This window comes from Xanthomonas bonasiae, from assembly GCF_014836395.1.
Classification (GTDB): Bacteria; Pseudomonadota; Gammaproteobacteria; order Xanthomonadales; family Xanthomonadaceae; genus Xanthomonas_A; species Xanthomonas_A bonasiae.
This window is the reverse complement of record NZ_JACSQX010000017.1, coordinates 1-5,645: the sequence shown is the minus strand read 5'-3', so window position 1 is coordinate 5,645 and position 5,645 is coordinate 1. Positions and strand designations below refer to the sequence as shown.

7 protein-coding genes are annotated in these 5,645 nt (G+C 69.8%); 3 read left to right on the top strand and 4 right to left on the bottom strand.

Annotated features, from left to right (window positions below; translation table 11 throughout):
- Window positions 1-63: 63 nt before the first annotated feature.
- From rsmA to H9658_RS20655, 3 genes are all read left to right on the top strand, one after another.
- Entirely contained in the window at window positions 64-858 is a 795-nt protein-coding gene (gene rsmA / locus H9658_RS20665) for a 16S rRNA (adenine(1518)-N(6)/adenine(1519)-N(6))-dimethyltransferase RsmA (RefSeq protein WP_191826767.1), read from the top strand.
- A gap of 214 nt (window positions 859-1,072) precedes the next feature.
- Complete coding sequence (gene apaG / locus H9658_RS20660; RefSeq protein ID WP_145705570.1) at window positions 1,073-1,456, top strand: Co2+/Mg2+ efflux protein ApaG; 384 nt, start codon at window positions 1,073-1,075, stop codon at window positions 1,454-1,456.
- A gap of 10 nt (window positions 1,457-1,466) precedes the next feature.
- Entirely contained in the window at window positions 1,467-2,387 is a 921-nt protein-coding gene (locus H9658_RS20655) for a symmetrical bis(5'-nucleosyl)-tetraphosphatase (RefSeq protein WP_191826766.1), read from the top strand.
- A gap of 135 nt (window positions 2,388-2,522) precedes the next feature.
- On the opposite strand, the gene H9658_RS20650 is transcribed toward H9658_RS20655, so the two are convergent.
- The 4 genes from H9658_RS20650 to H9658_RS20635 form a co-directional block, all read right to left on the bottom strand.
- On the bottom strand, window positions 2,523-3,065 hold the full coding sequence (locus tag H9658_RS20650) for a dihydrofolate reductase (protein ID WP_191826765.1): 543 nt from the start codon (window positions 3,063-3,065) through the stop codon (window positions 2,523-2,525).
- Between the two features lie 17 nt (window positions 3,066-3,082).
- Window positions 3,083-3,877: a thymidylate synthase gene (locus H9658_RS20645; RefSeq protein ID WP_191826764.1), complete on the bottom strand. Its 795-nt coding sequence runs from the start codon at window positions 3,875-3,877 to the stop codon at window positions 3,083-3,085.
- A complete protein-coding gene (gene lgt / locus H9658_RS20640) occupies window positions 3,874-4,755 on the bottom strand; it encodes a prolipoprotein diacylglyceryl transferase (RefSeq protein WP_191826763.1) in 882 nt (293 codons plus the stop codon). The genes H9658_RS20645 and lgt overlap by 4 nt, the downstream gene beginning before the upstream one ends.
- Before the next feature lie 310 nt (window positions 4,756-5,065).
- Window positions 5,066-5,557, bottom strand: coding sequence for a TPM domain-containing protein (locus tag H9658_RS20635; RefSeq protein WP_179568277.1), 492 nt, complete (start codon window positions 5,555-5,557; stop codon window positions 5,066-5,068).
- Window positions 5,558-5,645 lie beyond the last annotated feature (88 nt).

The window sequence follows — 5,645 nt, the reverse complement described above, 5'->3', positions numbered from 1 at the left end:
CCCCCCCCGCTCCTACAGGGCACCGCGCACGCCATCCCGGCCCCATCCCGATAAGATGCCCGCATGACTTCCTATTCCGGCTTCAGCGCCCCCGCCAAGAAATCGCTTGGCCAGCACTTCCTCAGCGACCGCCACTACATCGACAGCATCGTGCGCGCGGTGAATCCCAAGCCCGACGACCTGCTGGTCGAGATCGGCCCCGGCCAGGGCGCGATCACCTTCCCGCTGCTGCGCCGCCACGGCCGCCTGACCGTGATCGAATTCGACCGCGACCTGATCGCGCCGCTGACCGCCGCAGCGGAAGGGATCGGCGCACTGACCATCCTCAACCGCGACGTGCTGTCGGTGGATTTCGCCGAACTGGCCGGCGACGGCCGCATCCGTCTGGTCGGCAACCTGCCCTACAACATCTCCTCGCCGATCCTGTTCCATGCGCTGGACCATGCCGCGGCGATCGCCGACATGCACTTCATGCTGCAGAAGGAAGTGGTCGACCGCATGGCCGCAGGGCCGGGCAGCAAGGTCTACGGCCGGCTCAGCGTGATGCTGCAGGCCTACTGCGAGGTGACCTCGCTGTTCGTGGTGCCGCCGGGCGCGTTCCGGCCGCCGCCGAAGGTGGATTCGGCGGTAGTGCGGCTGGTGCCGCATGCGCCGCAGGACATCGGCATCGCCGACCGGCGGCGTTTCGCCGACGTGGTGCGCGCGGCGTTCGGGCAGCGCCGCAAGACCTTGCGCAATGCGCTGGGCGGGGTCTGCGATGCGGCCCAGTTCGAGGCCGCCGGGGTACGCCCGGATGCCCGCGCCGAGCAGTTGGAAGTCGCCGACTTCGTGCGCCTGGCCAACGTGGCGCAGGCCTGAGCCCCGGGTACGCGCGTCGCGGCGCGATCCGCGTCTCCGCTCCACGCGCACGCCAAAGCACAGACATCGCAACGGCGCGGGTCGCAGATCGCACTGCGTGGCCGGCCGGCGCCATGCCTCGCCACGCGCAGCGGCCGCAGCGCGCGCTGCCCGCAGTGCGCCGGTAGACGGCTCGCAGTCCATTCCTGCGCCGGCTTTGCTTACACTGTGAGGCATGAACGATGACGCCCCCTATCGGATCGAGGTCGAAGTGTCGCCCCGGTTCCTCGACGACCAATCGGCGCCGGAGGACGGACGCTACGCGTTCGCCTACACGATCCGCATCCACAACCGTGGCCGCGTCGCCGCGCGGCTGATCGCCCGGCACTGGGAAATCACCGACGGCAACGGCCGCGTGGAGCGCGTGGACGGCGACGGCGTGGTCGGCGAACAGCCGCGGCTGCGGCCCGGCGAGGACTTCCGCTACACCTCCGGGCTGATGCTGGAAACCGAGCACGGCACGATGCGCGGCCACTACGACATGGAAGCCGACGACGGCACCCACTTCGTCGCGCCGGTCGCGCCATTCGTGCTGACCGTGCCGCGGACCCTGCACTGATGGCGCCCGCATGAGCGTGTGGGCCATCGGCGACCTGCAGGGTTGCTACGACATCACCCAGCGGCTGCTGGAAAAGATCCGCTTCGATCCGGCGGTGGACCGGCTGTGGTTCTGCGGCGACCTGGTCAACCGCGGCGGGCAGTCGCTGGAAACCCTGCGCCTGGTGCACTCGCTGCGCGCGCACAGCGAGGTGGTGCTGGGCAACCACGACCTGTCGCTGCTGGCGATCGGCGAGCGCAGCCCGGACGAGCAGCGCAAGGTCAACCCGGACCTGCAGCGCATCGTGCTGGCCGAGGACCGCGACGAGCTGCTGACCTGGCTGCGCATGCAGAAGCTGCTGCACGCCGATCGCGAGCTGGGCTGGATGATGATCCATGCCGGCCTGGCGCCGAAGTGGACCACCACCCTGGCCGAGAAGCATGCGCGCGAGGTCGAGCAGCAACTGCACGGCAGCGGCTACCGCAAGCTGTTCCGCAACATGTACGGCGACCGCCCGGCCTGGTCGCCGGGGCTGACCGGCTACGACCGCTCGCGCGCGATCATCAACCTGTTCACCCGCGCCCGCTATTGCACCCCGCGCGGGCGCATCGCGATCGAGGAGAAAGGCACGCCGGGCACCCAGGCGCAGGGCCTGTATCCGTGGTTCGAGGTGCCGGGCCGCGCCGAGCGCGACCTGAAGATCGTCTGCGGCCACTGGTCCACGCTGGGCCTGACCATCACCCAGGGCGTGCACGCGATCGACACCGGCGCGGTGTGGGGCGGCAAGCTCACCGCATTGCGCCTGGACAGCGAAGACCTGCAGGTGGTGCAGGTGCCGGGGCGCCCGATCGAAGGGCCGCCACCGGTGCCGCGCGCACGGCCGCCGCGGCGCAGGTCCAGCGGTGGTCGCGGTGCGGGTGCTGCTGCGCCGCCGCCGCCCGATCAGGAATGACGATGGCTGGCGGCAGGCAAGCGGGTGACGGCCACGCAGGCTGCCACGTGTAGGAGCGGCTTCAGCCGCGACAGGATCTCCCCCGGTAACGTCCGGTCGCGGCTGAAGCCGCTCCCCCAACACGCTGCGCCTACGCTACGACGCGCTACGCCTGCGCCGGTAATCGACGAATTCGAACGCCAGCGCATGCTTCGCATCGGCCGCACGCGGCTGCCGCGCCACGACCTCCCACTGCGCCGGATCGAACGCCGGGAAATGCGCATCGGCGCGCTCGACCACGGTGTCCACATGGGTCAGGTACAGTATGTCGGCCTGCGGCAGGGCCAGCGCGAAGATGTCGCCGCCACCGATCACCGACAGTTCTTCCGCCCCGCTCGCCTGCGCCAGTTCGATCGCCGCCTGCAGCGAGGCGACCGCCTGCATGCCCTCGAACGGCACCTGCCCCGAGCGCGTCATCACCAGGTTCAAGCGCCCCGGCAGCGCGCGGCCCAGCGACTGCGCGGTCTTGCGCCCCATCAGCACCGGCTTGCCCAGGGTCAGCGCCTTGAAGCGCTTCAGATCGTCCGGCAGGCGCCACGGCAGGTCGTTGTCGCGGCCGATGGCGTTGGCGCGGTCGAGCGCGGCGATCAGGGTCAGTCGTGGCGCCGCAGTGGCGCTCGCCGATTCCTGATTTCCCATTCCCGATTCCCCGCCGCTCACACCGCCACCGGCGCCTTGATCGCCGGATGCGGGTCGTAGCCCTCGATCGCGATATCGTCGTAGGTGAACGCGAACAGGTCGCTGACCGCGGGATTCAGGCGCAGCGTCGGCAGCGACCGCGGGGTGCGCGCCAGCTGTTCGCGCGCCTGCTCGTAGTGGTTCGAATACAGGTGCGCATCGCCCAGGGTGTGCACGAAATCGCCGACGCCCAGGCCGGTGGCCTGCGCCACCATATGGGTCAGCAACGCGTAGCTGGCGATGTTGAACGGCACGCCGAGGAAGATGTCGCCGCTGCGCTGGTACAGCTGGCAGCTGAGCTTGCCGTCGACCACGTAGAACTGGAACAGGCTGTGGCACGGCATCAGCGCCATCTGCGGCAGCTCGGCCACGTTCCAGGCGCTGATCACCAAGCGCCGCGAATCCGGATTGCGCCTGATCTCGTCCACCAGCCATTGCATCTGGTCGATCTCGCGGCCGTCGGCGCCGGTCCAGCGCCGCCACTGCTTGCCGTACACCGGGCCGAGTTCGCCCTGCGCGTCGGCCCACTCGTCCCAGATGCTGACCTTGTTGTCCTTGAGGTAGGCGATGTTGGTCTCGCCCTTCAGGAACCACAGCAGTTCGTGCACGATCGAGCGCAGGTGCAGCTTCTTGGTGGTCACCAGCGGGAAGCCGGCGTTGAGGTCGAAGCGCATCTGCCAGCCGAACACGCTGCGCGTGCCGGTGCCGGTGCGGTCGGATTTCTCCGCGCCGTGCTCGAGCACGTGGCGCAGCAGGTCCAGGTAGGCCTTCATCGCTTGGCGTCCGCTGCCAGCGGCACCGGCTGCAGCACCGGCGCGCCGCGCGAGCGCCACAGCAGGAACAGGCCGAGCAGGATCAGCGGCGTGCTCAGGATCTGGCCCATGGTCAGCCAATGGAACGCCAGATAGCCGATCGGCGCGTCGGGCACGCGCACGAACTCCACCGCGAAACGGAACACGCCGTACAGCAGCGCGAACATGCCGGACACCGCGTAGCGCGCGCGCGGCCGCAGCGAGAACGACCACAGCACCACGAACATCACCAGGCCCTCCAGCACCGCCTCGTACAACTGCGACGGATGCCGCGCGAACTTGTCCAGCGCACCGCTGGCGTACTGCGCCTGGATCTGCGCCAGCGGCCAGTCCTGCAGCTCCGGCGCGCGCGGGAAGATCACGCCCCAGCCGGCGTCGGTGAACTTGCCCCACAGCTCGCCGCCGACGAAATTGCCGACGCGGCCGAAGCCCAGCCCCAGCGGCACCAATGGCGCGACGAAATCCATGGTGTCGAAGAAATGCAGCCGCGCCTTGCGCGACCACCAGGCCGCGGCCACCAGCACGCCGATCAGGCCGCCGTGGAAGCTCATGCCGCCGTCCCAGACCTTGAAGATCAGCAGCGGGTTGGCGAGGAAATCGCCCAGCGCGTAGAACAGCATGTAGCCGATGCGCCCGCCGAGCACCACGCCGAGCATCGCGTAGAACAGCAGGTCGGAGAATCCCTCCATGTCCACGCCCGGCAGGCGGCCGGCGCGGATGCGCCGCCGGCCCAGCCACCACGCCGAGGCGAAGGCGGCCAGGTACATCAGCCCATACCAGTGCACCTTCACCGGGCCGAGCGAGAAGGCGATGGGGTCGATCTGGTGGAGATAGGTCATGCGGGAACGTCGGCCGGAGGGCGGGGGTCGCCTATTCTGCCACTGGCGCCGGCCACCGCCGTGGTCTTGGTCGACTTGAACTGCGCTAGGCTTCATCTGCCGGCAGGCGCAAGCGTCTGCCATCGGCGCCGGCCACTGCCGTGGTCTTGGTCGACTTGGACTGCGCCAGGCTTCATCTGCCGGCAGGCGCAAGCGTCTGCCATCGGCGCCGGCCACTGCCGTGGTCTTGGTCGACCTGGACTGCGCCAGGCTTCATCTGCCGGCAGGCGCAAGCGTCTGCCATCGGCGCCGGTAGCTACCGCGGCAGCGCTCAATCCAGCAGGTGCGGCATGTTCGGCAATTCATCGGGCTCGGCCTGGCCCGGCTGCGCGGGGAAATGCGTGGCCAGCAAGGCCGACACCGCCGCCACCCCGGCGATCACCGCCTGCTCGGGCTGGCCGGCGCGCATGTCGCGCTCGATCAGCGCGCAGACGTCGCGCCATTGCGCGGCGTCGACGCGCCCGCGCAGGCCACGGTCGGCCACGATCTCGATCCGGTGGTCGGCCAGCAGCAGGTAGATCAGCACGCCGTTGTTGGCCTCGGTGTCCCAGGTACGCAACTGCGCGAAGGCCTGCTCGGCGCGCGTGCGCGGCGCCATGCCGCGCAGCAGCGATGCCGGCGCCAGCGCCGATTCGACCGCGAACATCACCTGGCCGCGGTGCGTGCGCTCGCCGTCGGCGATCGCCGCGCCGATGCGCTCCAGGCTGGCGTTGGGAAACAACGTGCGCGCCGCCGGCGCGAACAGATGGCGCAACAGCCGCATCACCAACTCCCCGAGGCGCCACCGCCTCCCGAACTGCCGCCGCCCCCCCCCCCGCCCCCACCACCTGCCGTCTTTTCCCATTTAACTT

Bases quoted from the DNA above. Each gene is read 5' to 3' on its own strand.
- lgt (WP_191826763.1), bottom strand. From the start codon at position 4,755: ATGACCTATCTCCACCAGATCGACCCCATCGCCTTCTCGCTCGGCCCG.
- H9658_RS20655 (WP_191826766.1), top strand. From the start codon at position 1,467: ATGAGCGTGTGGGCCATCGGCGACCTGCAGGGTTGCTACGACATCACC.
- apaG (WP_145705570.1), top strand. From the start codon at position 1,073: ATGAACGATGACGCCCCCTATCGGATCGAGGTCGAAGTGTCGCCCCGG.
- H9658_RS20650 (WP_191826765.1), bottom strand. From the start codon at position 3,065: ATGGGAAATCAGGAATCGGCGAGCGCCACTGCGGCGCCACGACTGACC.
- H9658_RS20645 (WP_191826764.1), bottom strand. From the start codon at position 3,877: ATGAAGGCCTACCTGGACCTGCTGCGCCACGTGCTCGAGCACGGCGCG.
- rsmA (WP_191826767.1), top strand. From the start codon at position 64: ATGACTTCCTATTCCGGCTTCAGCGCCCCCGCCAAGAAATCGCTTGGC.
- H9658_RS20635 (WP_179568277.1), bottom strand. From the start codon at position 5,557: ATGCGGCTGTTGCGCCATCTGTTCGCGCCGGCGGCGCGCACGTTGTTT.